The sequence below is a fragment of the Ruegeria halocynthiae genome, assembly GCF_000743705.1.
Taxonomy (GTDB): domain Bacteria; phylum Pseudomonadota; class Alphaproteobacteria; order Rhodobacterales; family Rhodobacteraceae; genus Ruegeria; species Ruegeria halocynthiae_B.
Genome location: NZ_JQEZ01000019.1, coordinates 1 through 1,189, shown reverse-complemented (window position 1 = coordinate 1,189; position 1,189 = coordinate 1). Strand labels below are relative to the sequence as shown.

1 protein-coding gene and 1 pseudogene are annotated in these 1,189 nt (G+C 60.1%); one reads left to right on the top strand and one right to left on the bottom strand.

Annotation, left to right across the window (positions count from 1 at the left end):
- Positions 1–344 (top strand): integrase core domain-containing protein (locus tag JT51_RS21095; protein ID WP_037317933.1); only part of this gene is annotated, 344 nt, incomplete at its 5' end.
- A 75-nt stretch (positions 345–419) separates the two neighbouring features.
- On the opposite strand, the pseudogene JT51_RS21090 reads toward JT51_RS21095, so the two are convergent.
- Positions 420–1,189 (bottom strand): annotated as a pseudogene (locus JT51_RS21090) (glycine dehydrogenase (aminomethyl-transferring)); the annotation flags it as partial.

The window sequence follows — 1,189 nt, the reverse complement described above, 5'->3', positions numbered from 1 at the left end:
GTTACATMTCCGGCGATTTGGCCGAATGGCTGGAAGACCAAAAGATGGGCCATGTTCGCGGCGCTCAGTTCCACCCGCAAACCCAGGGCAAGATYGASCGTTGGCATCAAACCATGAAGAACCGGGTTCTGCTGGAAAACTACTACCTGCCCGGCGATCTGGAACGTCAGATCGAGGCTTTCGTCGATTACTACAATAACGAGCGATACCACGAGAGCCTGAACAACGTCACACCGGCAGACGTCTACTTCGGGCGTGACAAAGCCATCATCAGAGAAAGGGCAAAGATCAAGAAGCTGACAATCCAACAGCGCCGCTTGCAACATCAAAAACAAGCCGCATAATCAATCACGTTAACGAACCAGAGCCTCCAATAATCAAGCCGCTCTGATGTCCCATTTTATATGACGACGGACACTTTATTCTGCAGCGTCTTCGTATTCTGACATTGGCGGGCATGTGCAGATGAGGTTTCGGTCGCCGTAAGCGTTGTCGACGCGGTTGACGGGGGACCAGTATTTGTCGACGCCCATGGAGCCCGGGGGGAAGCAGGCTTGTTCGCGGCTATAGGGCCGGTCCCAGTCTCCGACCAGATCGCGCACCGTGTGGGGGGCGTTTTTCAGCGGGTTGTTTTCCGCGTCGATCTTGCCGTCGATGATGTCCTGCGCCTCCGAGCGGATCGAGAGCATGGCCTCGCAGAAGCGGTCCAACTCGTCCTTGGGTTCCGATTCCGTGGGTTCGACCATCAGCGTGCCGGCCACCGGCCAGGACATGGTCGGCGCGTGGAAGCCGCTATCGACCAGACGTTTGGCCACATCGTCGACGCTGACCTGCGCCGCCTCATCCAGCGGACGGGTGTCGAGGATGCATTCATGCGCCACCCGGCCTGTCTCGGACGTGTGGAGGGTCGGATGGGCGTGAGCCAGACGCGCCGCGATGTAGTTGGCGTTCAGGATCGCCACTGTGGTCGCCTGCGTCAGACCCGCACCGCCCATCAGCAGCACATAGGCCCAGGATACCGGCAGGATCGACGGCGAGCCAAAGGGCGCGGCCGAGACCGGGCCCAGGGCGGTGCCGTATTCGGGGTGACCGGGCAGGTGCTCTTCCAGATGTGCCTTGACGCCGATCGGACCCATGCCGGGGCCGCCACCGCCATGCGGGATGCAGAAGGTCTTGTGCAGGTTCAGGT